This window comes from Streptomyces sp. NPDC055239 (genome assembly GCF_053606205.1).
In genome coordinates, this window is record NZ_JBSGRD010000007.1 from 83,779 (window position 1) to 97,400 (window position 13,622).

Sequence of the window (13,622 nt, forward strand, 5' to 3'; positions counted from 1 at the left end):
GCTCCCGGCACTCCCGGGCGTGCTGGAGGTGCCGGTGTGCGACGTGTCGGGCGGTGGTGCGACAGCTGAGCGCTGAGGTTCGCTGTCGTCAGCGCCCCGGTGTCCTCAGAGCCCCGCCGTCTCCCGTGCCGTGAAAGCCGCGCTGTCCCAGACGCCCCCCAGCTCCGGCCCAAGCCAGTCCCCGGCTCGGGTGCGGAAGTCGCCCGGCGCGAGTGAACCCGCGCCCTGCGGCACCGCACCGAGAAGTGGTGCGTCCGCCGCCTGGGGCAGGTCCGCGAGGTTGCAGCGTGCGGCCAGGTCCGGTGTGCTGGGCCAGCTGCCGATCGTCACCCCCAGCGGCTCCAGGCCGCGGGCCCGCAGCGCCTCCGCGGTGAGCGCCGTCGTGTTCAGGGTGCCGAGGCCCGCCGGCGTGACCACCAGGACCGGGGCCGTGAGGAGGCGTGCGGCGTCGGCGAGGGTGGCGCCCTCGTCGTCGTAGCGCACGAGCAGTCCGCCCGCGCCCTCGACCAGGACCAGGTCGTGCCCGGCCGCCAACTTCTGTGCCGCCTCGGCCACTTCGTACGGCCGGACCGGCGTCATGGCTGCCCGCCGCGCGGCGGTGTTCGGGGCAAGTGGCTCGGGAAAGCGGGCGAGTTCGAGGGTGGTGATCCCGTTCCCCGCGAGACGCGTCACCTCTTCCGCGTCGCCCGGTTCGCCGGGTGCAACGCCCGTCTGCGCGGGCTTGAGCACCGCGACACTGCGCCCCGCGGCGAGCGCGAGGGCGGCGACGGCGGCCGTCGTGACCGTCTTGCCGATCTCGGTGCCGGTCCCGGACACCACGATGACTGTCATGTCAGCTCAGCCCTCCTTCGCCGCCGCGCACACCGCGCGCCCGATCCGTGCCACGTCGTCGTCGCTCGTGACGAACGGCGGCATCGTGTAGATGAGGTCGCGGAACGGCCGCACCCACACTCCCTCGCGCGTCGCGGCGCGCGTGGCCGCCGCCATGTCGACGTCGTGGTCCAGCTGCACGACGCCGATCGCGCCGAGCACGCGTACGTCCCGTACACCCGGCAGTCCGGCAGCTTCGGCCAGCGAGCCGCGCAGGCCGGCCTCGATGCGCTTGACCTCGGTCCGCCAGTCCTGCCCGAGCAGCAGCTCGATCGAGGCGCAGGCCACCGCGGCGGCGAGCGGATTGCCCATGAACGTCGGGCCGTGGGCCAGGACGGGCACCTCGCCCCGAGAGATGCCGTCCGCGACCCGCGGCGTGCACAGCGTGGCCGCCAGCGTCATGTAGCCGCCGGTCAGCGCCTTGCCCAGGCACATCACATCGGGTGTGACCCCCGCGTGGTCCGCGGCGAACAGCGCGCCCGTGCGGCCGAACCCCGTGGCGATCTCGTCGAACACGAGCAGCACGTCGTGCTCGTCGCAGGCCTCCCGCAACACCCGCAGATAAGCGGGGGAGTGGAACCGCATACCGCCCGCGCCCTGCACCACGGGCTCCACGATCACAGCGGCGAGCTCGTCGGCGTGGCGCCCGATCACCTCGCGCAGATGGTCGGCGTACGCGTCGTCGTACGCCTCGTACCCCGCGGGCGGCATGTCCGCGAACACCTGCTGGGGCAGCGCCCCCTGCCACAGCTCGTGCATACCGCCCTCGGGGTCGCACACAGACATGGGTTGCCAGGTGTCCCCGTGGTAGCCGCCGCGCCAGGTCAGCATCCGCCGCTTGGCCGGGCGGCCGAGAGAACGCCAGTGCTGCAGGCACATCTTGATCGCGACCTCGACCGACACCGAACCGGAGTCCGCGAGGAAGACATGCTCGAGGCCGTCCGGAGACATGTCGACAAGGTGCTTCGCGAGGCGCACGGCGGGCTCATGGGTGAGCCCGCCGAACATCACATGGCTCATCCGGTCCAGCTGACCGCGCACGGCGTCGTTGAGCACGGGGTGGTTGTAGCCGTGGATCGCCGACCACCAGGACGACATGCCGTCGACCAACTCACCCCCGCCGTCCGCGAGCCGCAGCCGTACGCCGCTCGCCGACTCGACGACCAGGGGTTCCTGGCGGCCGGGCATCGGGCCGTACGGATGCCACACGTGGCGACGGTCCAGGTCGAGCAGTTCGGGCACGGAGAGACTGGAGAGGCCTGAGAGGTTGGAGAGGTTGGAAGGGTCAGGCATTGGGCGCCAGATCCGTTCCCGCGCCCCGTCGGCGTACCGCCACCAGATCCGTGCGTGCCTCGGACGCTTCGGTCCCTGCGGCCTCGGCCGGCGCCGCTTCGGACGAGGAGCCGCACGGCCCGCAGCCGCCCCCGCCGTCCGCGTGCGACCCGCATCCGCCCCCGCCCCCGCCACCGTGCGACCCGCATCCCGCCGCCGCGATCGCGTCCGCGCGGTGCTCCGGCAGCGTCACCGTGCCCGCGCCCTCGACCTCGAAACCGGCGTCCGCGATCATCTCCAGGTCGGTCTTGCCGGCCTGGCCCTCACTGGTCAGATAGTCGCCGAGGAAGATCGAGTTGGCGAGGTGAAGCGCCAGGGGCTGCATCGTGCGCAGATGCACCTCGCGGCCACCCGCGATGCGCACCTCCACGTCGGGGCAGACGAAGCGGACCATCGCCAGGATGCGCAGGCAGCGCTGCGGGGTGAGGTTCCACTCCTTGGCCAGCGGGGTGCCCTCGAAGGGGATCAGGAAGTTGACCGGCACCGAGTCGGGGTCGAGGTCACGCAGTGCGTAGACCACGTCCACCAGGTCCTCATCCGTCTCGCCCATGCCCGCGATCAGACCCGAACAGGCGGAGAGGCCCGCGGCCTGCGCCTGCTGCACGGTGTCCACGCGGTCGGCGTAGGTGTGGGTCGTGGTGATCTGCCCGTACGTCCCCTCGGACGTATTGAGGTTGTGGTTGTACGCGTCCGCGCCCGCCGTGCGCAGTTTGTCCGCCTGGCCCGCGGAGAGCAGCCCGAGGCACGCGCACACCTCGACGCCCTCGTTCTGCTCCTTGATCGCCTCGATGGTCTGCGAGACCCGGTCGACGTCACGGTCGGTCGGACCGCGGCCGCTCGCGACCAGGCAGACCCGCTTCGCGCCGCCCGCCACCCCGGCCGCCGCGGACTGCGAGGCCTCGTCGGGCTTCAGCCAGGTGTATTTGAGGATGCCCGCCGTCGAGCCGAGGCGCTGCGAACAGTACGAGCAGTCCTCGGGGCAGAGGCCCGACTTGAGATTGACCAGATAGTTGAGCTTCACCCGCCGCCCGAACCACTGCCGCCGCACCTTCCCGGCGGCGGCCACCACGTCGAGAAGCTCGTCGTCGGAGGTGGCCAGCACGGCCAGCGCCTCTTCGCGGGTCGGCAGCTCGCGCCGAAGCCCCTTGTCCACCAGCGTGTTCAGCAGATCCATGGCGCTGATCCTTACGTACGAGAGCCTCCCTTTCCAAGGAGACTTCGCACAACAGAAACGCTGAGAGGTGTGGGTATTGCCACATCCTGGCCCGGTGGCCGGACGGCTAGGGTCTGTGCACTGTCTACAAACCGGCCAGTGTCGACGACCCGGAGGATCTCCCATGGCGAGCTCGCCGTTCGACTGGATCGACGAGCAGGCGAGCCTGCGCGCCCGGGCCGGACTCGTCCGCACCCTGCGCCCCCGCCCCGCCGACGCCGGCGGCCTCCTCGACCTGGCGAGCAACGACTATCTGGGCCTCGCCAGGCACCCCGAGATCACGGAGGGCGCGGCGGCCGCGGCCAGGCGCTGGGGCGGCGGAGCGACCGGCTCCCGCCTGGTGACGGGCACCACCGAGCTGCACACGGAACTCGAGCGTGAACTGGCCGAATTCTGCGGCTTCGAGGCAGCCCTCGTCCTCTCCTCCGGATACGCCGCGAACCTCGCCGCCGTCACCGCCCTCGCTTCGCACGGCTCGCTGATCGTCTCGGACGCGGGCAACCACGCCTCGCTGATCGACGGCTGCCGCCTCGCGCGCGGTACGACGCAGGTGGTGCCGCACGCCGACCCTGATGCGGTGCGCAAGACGCTTGACGGGCACGCGGGTCCCGCGGTCGTCGTGTCGGACACGGTCTTCTCGGTCGACGGCGACGCTGCTTCACTGACCGAACTTTCTTCCGTTTGTTCGGAGTTCGGTGCCGGTCTCATCGTCGACGACGCCCACGGGCTCGGGGTGCTCGGCGACGGCGGACGGGGCGCCCCGCAGGCGGCCGGGCTCGCGGGCACCGCCCACACGGTGGCCACGGTCACCCTGTCGAAGTCCTTCGGCAGCCAGGGCGGCGCGGTCCTCGGCCCCGCCAAGGTCATCGACCACCTGATCAACGCGGCCCGCACCTTCATCTTCGACACGGGGCTCGCCCCGGCCGCCGCGGGAGCGGCACTCGCGGCGCTGCGCCTGCTGCGCGGGGAGCCCGAGCGCGCCGCACGGGCCCGCGCGGTCGCGAGTGAACTGCATGAACGCCTCACGGCGGAAGGTCTCTCGGCGGTACGACCCGACGCCGCCGTCGTCTCCGTGCGCGCGCCGTCACCGGAGACGGCCGTGCGATGGGCCGCCGACTGCCGGGACGCGGGCCTCGCCGTCGGCTGTTTCCGTCCGCCGTCGGTGCCCGACGGCATCTCGCGGCTGCGGCTGACCGCCCGAGCGGATCTCACCGGCGCACAGATCGCCGATGCCGTACGGGTGATCAGCCGCACCGCGCCTCGGTAGTCACCTGAAAGCCGTGACCTCGGTAGTCACCTGAGGCCGTGGACGAAGGCCTCCCAGGTGGCGAGCGAGAAGAGCAGGGCGGGCCCTGCCGTGTTCTTCGAATCGCGCACGGCGAGCAGCCCCTGCTTCGGCCCTGAAGCGAGCGGAGCTGTCTCCACGCAGTTGTTCATGCCGTTGCTACGGCTGCTGCGGTGCCACCGTGCGTCGTGCAGAGACGTGCTGGAAGGTACGTGCCGAGGCAGTGCAGTCATGGTGCCCCCTTACGCGCCGTCACGTATCCCGGCGATGTGATCCGTTGATTCCTCGGGTGAAAGTGCCTTTCGTCGAAGGGAGTTGAAGGCATCCGTGTACGCCTGGAGGTCTTCTCTCCGTTCGAGGTAGAGGCTACTCGTCAAGTGGTCGAGAACCACCACATCCAGATCAGAAATGTTCGGAAATGAGAAAATAACGAAAGAGCCAATGAGGCCGACGTGCTCCCCGGCGGCGAACGGCAACACCTGAATCCGCACGTGGGGCAGTTGCGAGGCCTCCAGTAACCGTTTCAACTGGCCGTCGAGCACCTGGCTGCCGCCCACCGGCCTGTGCAGCACCGCCTCGTCCAGGATCACGCTCAGGTGCAGCGGAGGAGCCGCGCGCAGCACGTCCTGACGGGCCAGACGCACCTCGACCAGCGCGTCCACCTGCTCGTCCGGCCTTCCGTCGAGCGCTGCCCGGGTCACCGCACGCGCGTAGTCAGGAGTCTGCAGCAGGCCCGGCACGACCGTGGTCTCCAGAGTGCGGACCCGGCAGGCCTGCGACTCCAGGCTGATGAAGTCGCGGTAGGCGGGCGGCAGCAGCTCGCGGTAGGCGTGCCACCAGTGGCGGCGCCCGCCGTCGTCCTCCGAGCCCGCAAGCGCGACCAGCAACTGGCGCAGGCCCGGGTCCTTCACCTCGTACGCCTCGAGCAGCAGGTGTACGTCGGTCGCCTTGGCGCCGCTACGCCCCGTCTCGATCCGGCTGACCTTCGACTGATGCCAGCCGACCCGGTCCGCCGCCTGGCCGCTGGTGAGTCCGGCGTGCGTGCGCAGCGCACGGAGCTCGGAACCGAGTTTCCGGCGGCGCACCGCGGGACCGTAGCGCATGTCCGTCTCTCCTTCCCGACGGAGCCCGACGGAGCCTCTGTTCCGGACTCCCCAGGCTTTTCACCGGCGACAGTAGAGGAAGCATCGGCGGCGCGCCCAAATACGGTCTTCCGTAGCAGAGTTCACCGCTTCGAGCGACAGATATATGCACATCTTGGTGGATGGCCACCTGTGAGTGCCTCAGGAGTGGCAGGCTGGCGCAAAGCACCATTCCGGGACCGTCCTCGTGTTCTCCGCTACCAGTCGGAGCCGAGCCCCGGTGGGAAAGGGACAGCGTCGCCATGGCAGACCTTCAGGAAGCATCCGTCACCCTGCCGAGCGATCCTGCCTCGGTCTCCGCGGCCCGGAAGCACGTGTTGACCGTCCTCACCGAGTGGGGCCTCCCGGACGGCACGGAAGCGGCCGACACGGTCCGGCTCATCGTCTCCGAACTCGCCACGAACGCCGTCCAGCACACCCGGGGCCAGTCGCCCACCTTCACGGTGGAGATGGAGCTCGACCGGGAGGAGCAGCTGCGCATCGGCGTCACGGACAGCCACCCCCGCTACCCCAAGCGGCTGCCCGCCGCCGTCCAGCAGGACAACGGCCGAGGCCTGGTGATCATCCGCTGGCTGACCATGGAGTGCGGCGGCAGACTGTCGGTCACGCCCACCGCCGAGGGCGGCAAGACGGTCTGGATCGAGCTGCCGTGGACCGCGACGGTCCGCGGTGACACGACAGCGGCGCCCTCGGCTTCGCCCTCGCCCTCACCTCGCTGAGCTTCTCGCCCTCACCCCGCTGTGCGTCCGAAGGCTCCCCGGAGCAGCGCCCGGAAGGTGTCCGCCGCGGGATGCGACCCGTCGGAGCGGTGGACGACCGAGATCGTACGGCGAAGATTCCCCGGCTCGAGCGGCCTGACCCCCACCGGGGTGACCGCCGTCCGCGCCACCATCTCCGGTACGACGGCGACCCCGAGCCCGGCGCTCACCAGCGCGCACACCAGCGCGTAACCCGGAGTCTCGACCAGGACCGAGGGCGTCGCCCCGGCCCGGACGAGCGCGGACTCCACGCCCTGCCGGGGTGGATGCGTCGGCGCCATGCTGATCAGCGGCTGACCGGCCAGCTCACTCAGGGGCAGCCGCGACGAGGCGCTCGCGAGCACGTGGCCCGGCGAGGTCACCAGGACCAACTCCTCGACCAGGACCGGCTCCACGGACACGGACGCGGGCAGCGGCAGCGCGTCCGCGGGCTCGTAGGTGTGCGTGAGGGCCAGGTCGACCTCGCCCGAGGCCACGGCCGCGACGCCGAGCGGCGGTTCGTAGTCCCGCACCATCAGCTCGATGTCCGGATGAGCGCGGCGGAACGCGGTGAGCGCGGGCGGCATCAGATGGATCCCGGCGGTGGTGAAGGTCCCCACGCGCAGTCTGCCGCCGGACAGGCCCGCGAGCCGGGCGAGTTCGTGCCGGGCCTGCTCCATCTCGTCGAGGACCCGGCGCGCCCGCGCGAGAAGGAGTTCGCCCGCGCCGGTGAGGCGTGCCCCGCGGTGATGCCGGACCAGGAGTGAGGTGCCCGCCTCCCGCTCGAGCTTGGCCAGCTGCTGGGAGAGGGCGGGCACGGTGTAGCCGAGTCGTTCGGCGGCGCGGGTGATCGACCCGGCCTCGGAGACCGCCACCAGTGCGGCGAGCCGCGTCGGGTCGTACATGGAGGTCTCCCGGTGCAGGAGCCGACGGGCCGTGAGGCCGTGTGGTGCTGTCCGTCGGCGCGGGGGATAAACGCCTGCTTAAGGCAGACCCAGGATATTCCACATACCTGCTGAAGGCAGAAGAACGGCAGCCTTGAGGTCATGGACGCACAACTGGTCGCCTTCACCGGAGTCGCCGCGGGCATGGTCGCCATGCCGGGTGCCGACTTCGCCGTGGTGGTACGCAACGCCCTCACCTCCCGCCGCGCCGGAGTCGCCTGCGCGATCGGTGTCGCGGGCGGGCTCGTGGTGCACACGGTGCTCGCGGTGGCCGGGGTCGCGGCCGTCCTGGCGGCGGTTCCCACGCTCTTCCGGGCGCTGCAGGTCATGGGCGGGGCCTACGTGCTGTACCTCGGCTACCGCGCCCTGCGGTCGGCGGCGCGTCCGCCGGAGAGCTTCGGCACACCGGACGGCGAGGCAGAGGCGGCGGCCGGGGGCAGTCTGCGACAGGGCTTCCTCACCAACGCCCTCAACCCCAAGGCGCCCATCACCTTCCTCAGCGTGCTGCCCCAGTTCGTGCCCGCGGGCAGCCCCGCGATGCCCAGGACGCTGCTGCTGGCGTCCATCATCGTGGCCCTGGCCCTCGTATGGTTCCCGGTCGTCGCGCTCCTGGTGGACCGGCTCGGCCGCCGGCTGCGGAGGCCGCGTACGGCCCGTGCGATCGAGGGCGGCACAGGTGTCGCGCTCAGCGTCCTCGGCCTGGTGCTCCTCACCGAGGCCGTCCTGATGGCGTGACGCGGTCCGACCCGCCGGAGTCGTCGTCATACTCGCCCTTGCCCGCGCCGCGCCGCACCAGGACGGGAAGCAGGCCCCAGAGGCCCGCGCACACCACAAGGGTGCCCGCGCTCGCGACGATCCCGCCGGTGCGGCCCACCGCCACGTCCACGACCAGGAGCACGGAACCGGCGAGCGCGAACACCAGGACCACCATGCCGATACCGGCGAGGCGTGACGACACCCGCACGATCCGCGGCTTGGAGTGCTGCCCGAACAGCCACCTGTGCAAGGCGGCAGGCGCGGTGAAAAGCGCGGCGGACAGGACGGCGAGCAGCAGCGTGGTGACGTACGTGGCGCGCTGCACCGTGTCGAGCGAGGTGAAGCGTTCGGTGAAGGCGAGCGTCAACAGGAACGCGAAGAGGATCTGCACTCCGGCCTGCGTGACGCGCAGCTCCTGGAGGATCTCGGAGAAGTTGCGGTCGGCGCGCTCGAAGCTCGTCTCGTGGCGCGGCGGCGGGTCCCCCGCGGTGGGAGCACTGTTGTTTTCGGCCATGGCGCACGAGTATCCGCGTGGACGCCGTCCACGCCCGGTGGACGCGCCGATCAGAGGGCCGGGCGGGGGGCCGGGCGGAGACTCGGCCGGGGGCCGCCGAGCGGCGGCGGCAGCCGTGAGGCTCCCGCCGCCGCTCGGCAGCCGGCGTTCAGTGACGGGTGATCAGCGCACCCTGCCGTACCAGACGCTCTTCGTCCAGATCTTCTCGAGGCGCACCACGGTGTTCGACTTCGGGGCGTGCCAGATCCGGCCCTTCCCGGCGTAGATGCCGACGTGGTAGACGTTCCGGCCGGAGTGGAAGAAGACCAGGTCGCCGCGGGAGCGTTTCGACGCCGAGACGTGGCGGGTCTTGTTGTACTGCTGTGCGGCGGTGCGAGGCAGCTTCTTGCCCGCGCGCTTGAACGAGTAGAGCGTCAGGCCCGAGCAGTCGAACCTGTGCGGCCCCGTCGCTCCCCAGCGGTACGGCGAGCCTTTCTTGGAGGCAGCGATCTTGAGCGCTTTGGTCCCGTGAGTCGCTGCCTCTGCTTCCGTCGTGAGCCCTGGGGCCACGAGGGTGCCGCCTACGACGGCGAGCGTGAGGACCGATACGGAGCCGGCCCTGGTGAGCAGCGACGGAACATGCTTCAGCGCGGTCATGCGCAACCCTTCGTCAGCCGCCTGTGAAGGATGACCTGTCGGATTCGGGCTGGCGAAGTTGCCCGGCCGCGATGTGCGGCTTCACCCCAAGGGTCGGCGTCCGGACCTTCCGGACCGACCCGTCATGCCTGGGTCCTCCACTCCTGCCGATGCACCGATGTCGACCGGTCATCCGGGTGGCGGCAGGACTCGGCGTCCGCCCGGACCGCCCCGCCGCTGTGGCGGGGGCTTGTCGTCGGAAGGGATCTTGACCCGACAAGGGTGCGAATTCCGAGCCGAAACGGCGTTTTGTGAGGCTCCTCACGGCTGAACCATTCAGGTGGACAAGGTCTGATTCGGGAGCGGAGCGAGGCACTCGACGATCGTTCGACCAGCACCGGAACGAGTAATTCCGGCCATCGCGTACACATCTGACGCAACCGCGGACGGCCCGAATGACTACGAATGTCTACGCCGAACGAGGTAGCCCGTTTGGTTCGTTTGAGTCCTGCCCCGGACGGTTCGGACGCCAGGGCCGGGGTGACGGGGACTCAGGATGCCGACGGGGGCGGCACGGTGACCCGTCCGGCTCGCCGCTCCCCGTCCAGCACACGGAGCGCTCGGGCCAGCGTCGGCGCGTGCACGGCGCTCTCGCCCCGCTGGTGCATGAGGGTCAGGGCGTCCCGCAGGGCGGTCGCGCTGCCCACCAGGGCCTGTGCGGCGCGCAGGCCGCCGTAGGTGTCCGAGGCGCGGGCGGGGTTGATCCTGCCGACCAGGTCGACCACTTCGAGGTATCGGTCGATCAACTCGCCCTCGGCTCGGGTGAGTGCGGGCAGGGGAGGGAGCTCGGGCGGCAACACCGGTGGTTCACCTCGCGTCCGGGGTGCGCGGGGATGACTTGCGGCTCGCGACGATCCGGTCCACCAGGCCGTACTCGACCGCCTCGGAGGCGCTCAGGATCTTGTCGCGCTCGATGTCGGCCGCGACGAGCTCCGGGCTCCGGCCGGTGTGTTGGACGAGCAGCCTCTCCAGTTGCGCCCGGGTGCGCAGGAGTTCGTCGGCCTGGATCGCCAAGTCGGTGGCCTGGCCGTGGATCGGCTCGGCGAGCGAGGGCTGATGGATGAGGACCCGGGCGCCCGGCAGCGCGCATCGCTTGCCGGGGGTGCCCGCGGCCAGCAGGACGGCGGCGGCCGATGCGGCCTGGCCCAGGCAGGTGGTCTCCACGTCGCAGGTGACGAACTGGATCGTGTCGTAGATCGCCGTCATGGCGCTGAACGAGCCGCCGGGGGAGTTGATGTAAAGCGAGATGTCGCGGTCGGGCGCCAGGTATTCGAGGTGCATGAACTGCGCCATCACATCGTTGGCGGAGGTGTCGTCGACGGGCGTCCCGAGGAAGACGATGCGTTCCTCGAGCAGTTTCGAGTACGGATCGAGGGTCCGCTGCCCCGTGGTGGTGCGCTCGGTGAACTCGGGCAGGACATAGCGGGCGAACGGTCGGTTCATGGCACGTCTCTCCTCTGCCGGGGGCGGCTATGCCCCAAGGCTTCTGTGAAAAATGTACAGGACGTACGTAACGTCGTAGTGGGGAGCATGTTCGTGTGATCCGCCGGAGTCAACCGATGCGCCGTGTTTCAGCCGCTCGCTGAAAGCGCATGCCGAGAACGCGGCCACGAACGTCGGCCGCCAACCGCCCCGAAGACCGCTCCGAAAACCACTCCGAAATCCGCCCCGGACCGAAAGCGTCGTATGAGCCCTGAAGCCCACCGAGCCCCCGATGCCGCTGAGCTCGTCCACCTCACCGCCCGCGAACTCGCCGCCCGGATCCGCGACCGCGAACTCTCCGCGCGCGAGGTCGTCCAGGCGCACCTGGACCGGATCGAGCAGGTCAACGGCGCCGTGAACGCCGTAGTGACCCTCACGGCGGAGCGCGCGCTCGACGAGGCGTACGCCGCCGACGAGCAGACGGCGCGCGGTGAACCGCTCGGCCCGCTGCACGGGCTCCCTGTCGCGCACAAGGACACGCACGACACCCGTGGCATCCGGACCACCTACGGGACCCCGCTCCTCGCCGACAACGTCCCGGACCGCGACGAGCTGATCGTCGAGCGCATCCGCGCCGCCGGGGCGATCACCGTCGGCAAGACCAACGTGCCCGAGTTCGCGGCCGGTTCGCACACCTTCAACCCGGTCTTCGGTGCCACCCGCAATCCGTACGACCTCCGGCGGTCGGCGGGCGGCAGCAGCGGGGGAGCGGCGGCGGCGCTCGCGTGCGGCATGCACCCTCTGGCCGACGGCAGCGACATGGGCGGCTCCCTGCGCAACCCCGCGTCGTTCTGCAACGTGGTGGGCCTGCGCCCTTCGCCGGGCCGGGTGCCGAGCTGGCCGGACACCACCCCGTGGTCGACGATGGCCGTGCAGGGGCCGATGGCGCGCACGGTGGCGGACGCGGCCCTGCTGCTCTCCGTCGTCGCAGGTCCCGACCCGCGCTCGCCGATCGCCCTGGAGACACCGGGAAGCGCGTTCGGCGGATCGTTGGAACGGGATCTGACGGGGCTGCGGATCGCCTGGTCGCCGGACCTGGGAGGAGCGGTGCCGGTCGACCGCGCGGTCACCGATGTGTTCGCGCCCGCCGTCACGGTCTTCGCCGACCTCGGGTGCTCGGTCGAGGAGGCCTGCCCTGATCTCTCCGGCGCCGACGAGGTGTTCCGGACCTTCCGCGCCTGGCAGTTCCACCTGGCGCTCGGCGAGCTCGTGGAGACCGCGTCCGACCGGATGAAGCCAAGCCTGGTGCGGAACGTACTCCAGGGGCGAACGCTCACCGGCAGCGACTTGGAGCGGGCCACCGTGCTGCACGGCGAACTGTTCCATCGAGTCCGGGAGTTCTTCGAGCGGTACGACGCCCTGATTCTGCCGACCAGTCAAGTACTGCCATTTCGCGTCGAGTTGGAGTACCCGGACGAGATCGACGGGGTGGCGATGTCCGACTACCTGGAATGGATGCGCTCGGCGTACCTGGTGTCGGCGACCGGCAGCCCGGCGCTTTCGGTACCCGCCGGATTCACTCCGGGTGGACTGCCGGTCGGACTGCAGATCGTCGGGCCGCACCGTGCCGATCTACGGGTCCTGCAGATCGGTCACGCCTTTGAGCGGGCCACCCGGTACGGCGAGCGCAGGCCGGTGCGCGGCGTTACGCGTCCGGACGGTCGGGTACTCGGGCGCAATGAATCGCTTGGAGCACCTGGACCAAACGGACCGTCTGGACAAGGGCCTCGTCGATGAACTGACGCGTGCCGCCCGCGAGGCAGTGCGCGATGAACTGAGAGAGCAGACACGCAAACAGCGCAGAACAGCCGCGCTGTACGCGGGGGCCGGCGCCGTCGGCTTCTACGCGGGTGCCGCGCTGGCGCTCGCCTTCGGCCTCGTGCTCGCGCTCGGCCTGCCCGGCTGGGCAGCCGCGCTGATCACCGCGGTGGTGCTCGGTGTCGTGGCCTGGCTGCTGCGCGGCGCGGCCCGCCCTTCCACGACCCGCCCTTCCACGTCCGGCCTCTCCACGGACGGCCCCTCCACGGACGCCTCGTCCGCTGCCGGGCCGACCGTGGACGCGACGGACCCGTCCGTGGATCCCGAGGTGCCACACCGTTGGGGCCAGTGAGCGGCGGCGACCCGCTGTGGATGTTTGGCCAACGGGTTACGGGCCACTCGTGAAGAAGAGGTGGCCATTTTGAACACATCGCCAGACCCAGCAAAGAGGAAATCGACCTCACAGAAGCCGAGTTCACACAACTCGGCGAACTCGACCGAACGTGCGGAAAGCGGCAGGACCGAGCGCGCGGAGAGCGGCAGGACGAACCGTCGGCCGGGCCCCATGGAGGTGCTGCGCACGGCGCGCACCCAGCTCGCCGAGCTCACCGGGATGGCCGCCGAGTCCGTGTCGTCCTTCGAACAGACCGATGACGGCTGGACGTTGGAGATCGAGGTCCTGGAACTCACCCGGGTGCCGGACACGATGAGTCTCCTCGCGAGCTATCAGGTGGAGTGCGACCCACAGGGCGAGCTCCTGGGCTACCGGCGCGTGCGCCGCTACGAACGCGGGCGCGCCGACTCCCCCAAGCCCGGCGGCCGTTAGGGCCCGGGCCGCGCGGAATTCCGCAGTTCTCCCCACAGGGCAGCTCCCTTCGAGGAGCAGCTCTCTCGCCAGACTTCCCAGACTTCCC

At 70.7% G+C, this 13,622-nt stretch carries 16 protein-coding genes and 1 riboswitch; of the genes, 6 read left to right on the forward strand and 10 right to left on the reverse strand.

Annotated elements, in window-relative coordinates:
• Positions 1 to 105 precede the first annotated feature (105 nt).
• From bioD to bioB, 3 genes are read right to left on the reverse strand one after another with little or no spacing between them, the layout of a single operon-like run.
• The gene (bioD, locus tag ACWFRJ_RS22815) at positions 106 to 831 is read right to left on the reverse strand and encodes a dethiobiotin synthase (RefSeq protein ID WP_453533760.1); all 726 of its coding nucleotides are present in this window, start codon (positions 829 to 831) and stop codon (positions 106 to 108) included.
• 6 nt (positions 832 to 837) lie between these two features.
• A complete protein-coding gene (locus ACWFRJ_RS22820) occupies positions 838 to 2,163 on the reverse strand; it encodes an adenosylmethionine--8-amino-7-oxononanoate transaminase (protein ID WP_453533763.1) in 1,326 nt (441 codons plus the stop codon).
• Entirely contained in the window at positions 2,156 to 3,376 is a 1,221-nt protein-coding gene (gene bioB, locus ACWFRJ_RS22825) for a biotin synthase BioB (protein ID WP_453533766.1), read from the reverse strand. The genes ACWFRJ_RS22820 and bioB overlap by 8 nt, the downstream gene beginning before the upstream one ends.
• A 163-nt stretch (positions 3,377 to 3,539) precedes the next feature.
• Here bioB and ACWFRJ_RS22830 point away from each other — a divergent pair, with 163 nt between their 5' ends.
• A complete protein-coding gene (locus ACWFRJ_RS22830) occupies positions 3,540 to 4,682 on the forward strand; it encodes an 8-amino-7-oxononanoate synthase (protein ID WP_453533769.1) in 1,143 nt (380 codons plus the stop codon).
• 26 nt (positions 4,683 to 4,708) lie between these two features.
• Here ACWFRJ_RS22830 and ACWFRJ_RS22835 read toward each other — a convergent pair whose 3' ends face one another.
• Both ACWFRJ_RS22835 and ACWFRJ_RS22840 read right to left on the reverse strand, forming a co-directional pair.
• Positions 4,709 to 4,933, reverse strand: a complete 225-nt coding sequence (locus tag ACWFRJ_RS22835) for a DUF397 domain-containing protein (RefSeq protein ID WP_453533772.1) — start codon at positions 4,931 to 4,933, stop codon at positions 4,709 to 4,711.
• A gap of 9 nt (positions 4,934 to 4,942) precedes the next feature.
• The gene (locus ACWFRJ_RS22840) at positions 4,943 to 5,803 is read right to left on the reverse strand and encodes a helix-turn-helix domain-containing protein (protein ID WP_453533775.1); all 861 of its coding nucleotides are present in this window, start codon (positions 5,801 to 5,803) and stop codon (positions 4,943 to 4,945) included.
• A gap of 281 nt (positions 5,804 to 6,084) precedes the next feature.
• Between ACWFRJ_RS22840 and ACWFRJ_RS22845 the strand changes: the two genes are divergently transcribed.
• Entirely contained in the window at positions 6,085 to 6,561 is a 477-nt protein-coding gene (locus ACWFRJ_RS22845; protein WP_453533778.1) for an ATP-binding protein, read from the forward strand.
• 11 nt (positions 6,562 to 6,572) lie between these two features.
• On the opposite strand, the gene ACWFRJ_RS22850 is transcribed toward ACWFRJ_RS22845, so the two are convergent.
• Positions 6,573 to 7,484: a LysR family transcriptional regulator gene (locus tag ACWFRJ_RS22850; RefSeq protein ID WP_453533780.1), complete on the reverse strand. Its 912-nt coding sequence runs from the start codon at positions 7,482 to 7,484 to the stop codon at positions 6,573 to 6,575.
• A gap of 141 nt (positions 7,485 to 7,625) precedes the next feature.
• Between ACWFRJ_RS22850 and ACWFRJ_RS22855 the strand changes: the two genes are divergently transcribed.
• The gene (locus ACWFRJ_RS22855) at positions 7,626 to 8,258 is read left to right on the forward strand and encodes a LysE family translocator (protein WP_453533783.1); all 633 of its coding nucleotides are present in this window, start codon (positions 7,626 to 7,628) and stop codon (positions 8,256 to 8,258) included.
• Here ACWFRJ_RS22855 and ACWFRJ_RS22860 read toward each other — a convergent pair.
• The 4 genes from ACWFRJ_RS22860 to ACWFRJ_RS22875 all read right to left on the reverse strand — a co-directional run bounded on the left by ACWFRJ_RS22860 (position 8,233) and on the right by ACWFRJ_RS22875 (position 10,911).
• A complete protein-coding gene (locus tag ACWFRJ_RS22860; protein ID WP_453533786.1) occupies positions 8,233 to 8,793 on the reverse strand; it encodes a DUF6328 family protein in 561 nt (186 codons plus the stop codon). The two genes, ACWFRJ_RS22855 and ACWFRJ_RS22860, sit on opposite strands and share 26 nt — an antisense overlap.
• Before the next feature lie 162 nt (positions 8,794 to 8,955).
• A complete protein-coding gene (locus ACWFRJ_RS22865; protein WP_453533789.1) occupies positions 8,956 to 9,429 on the reverse strand; it encodes a C40 family peptidase in 474 nt (157 codons plus the stop codon).
• Positions 9,430 to 9,432: 3 nt separating this feature from the next.
• Positions 9,433 to 9,596, reverse strand: a riboswitch (cyclic di-AMP (ydaO/yuaA leader).
• 363 nt (positions 9,597 to 9,959) lie between these two features.
• The gene (locus tag ACWFRJ_RS22870; RefSeq protein ID WP_383272226.1) at positions 9,960 to 10,268 is read right to left on the reverse strand and encodes a hypothetical protein; all 309 of its coding nucleotides are present in this window, start codon (positions 10,266 to 10,268) and stop codon (positions 9,960 to 9,962) included.
• A 7-nt stretch (positions 10,269 to 10,275) separates the two neighbouring features.
• On the reverse strand, positions 10,276 to 10,911 hold the full coding sequence (locus ACWFRJ_RS22875) for an ATP-dependent Clp protease proteolytic subunit (RefSeq protein ID WP_453533793.1): 636 nt from the start codon (positions 10,909 to 10,911) through the stop codon (positions 10,276 to 10,278).
• A 243-nt stretch (positions 10,912 to 11,154) separates the two neighbouring features.
• Between ACWFRJ_RS22875 and ACWFRJ_RS22880 the strand changes: the two genes are divergently transcribed.
• From ACWFRJ_RS22880 to ACWFRJ_RS22890, 3 genes are all read left to right on the forward strand, one after another.
• On the forward strand, positions 11,155 to 12,687 hold the full coding sequence (locus ACWFRJ_RS22880; protein ID WP_453533796.1) for an amidase: 1,533 nt from the start codon (positions 11,155 to 11,157) through the stop codon (positions 12,685 to 12,687).
• Positions 12,629 to 13,060, forward strand: a complete 432-nt coding sequence (locus tag ACWFRJ_RS22885) for a phage holin family protein (RefSeq protein WP_453533799.1) — start codon at positions 12,629 to 12,631, stop codon at positions 13,058 to 13,060. Before ACWFRJ_RS22880 ends, ACWFRJ_RS22885 begins: the two co-directional genes overlap by 59 nt.
• 69 nt (positions 13,061 to 13,129) lie before the next feature.
• Positions 13,130 to 13,534: a gas vesicle protein GvpO gene (locus ACWFRJ_RS22890; protein WP_453533802.1), complete on the forward strand. Its 405-nt coding sequence runs from the start codon at positions 13,130 to 13,132 to the stop codon at positions 13,532 to 13,534.
• Positions 13,535 to 13,622: the final 88 nt, after the last annotated feature.